At 45.4% G+C, this 238-nt stretch carries 1 protein-coding gene; it reads left to right on the top strand.

Annotation, left to right across the window (positions count from 1 at the left end; translation table 11 throughout):
- Positions 1-238 (top strand): AMP-binding protein (locus SB775_RS33570; RefSeq protein ID WP_410865629.1); only part of this gene is annotated, 238 nt, incomplete at both ends.

Here is a 238-nt window from a genome sequence, read left to right as displayed (position 1 = left end):
GCTAATCAACATGTACGGCATTACAGAAACCACCGTACACGTTACGTACAATGTACTCAATCGAGACATGATCGCAAAGAAATCCAGCAGCTTAATAGGTGAACCCATTCCTGATTTACACGTTTATGTACTAGATGAATACCTACAACCTGTTCCCCCTGGGACAACAGGTGAAATGTATGTAGCTCGAGCCGGCTTGGCAAGAGGTTATCTAGGCAGGCCTGATCTGACATCTGAC

The organism is Peribacillus sp. SIMBA_075, assembly GCF_046534585.1.
The sequence above is the reverse complement of the archived record's forward strand: the minus strand, read 5'-3'. Positions and strand labels throughout refer to the sequence as shown.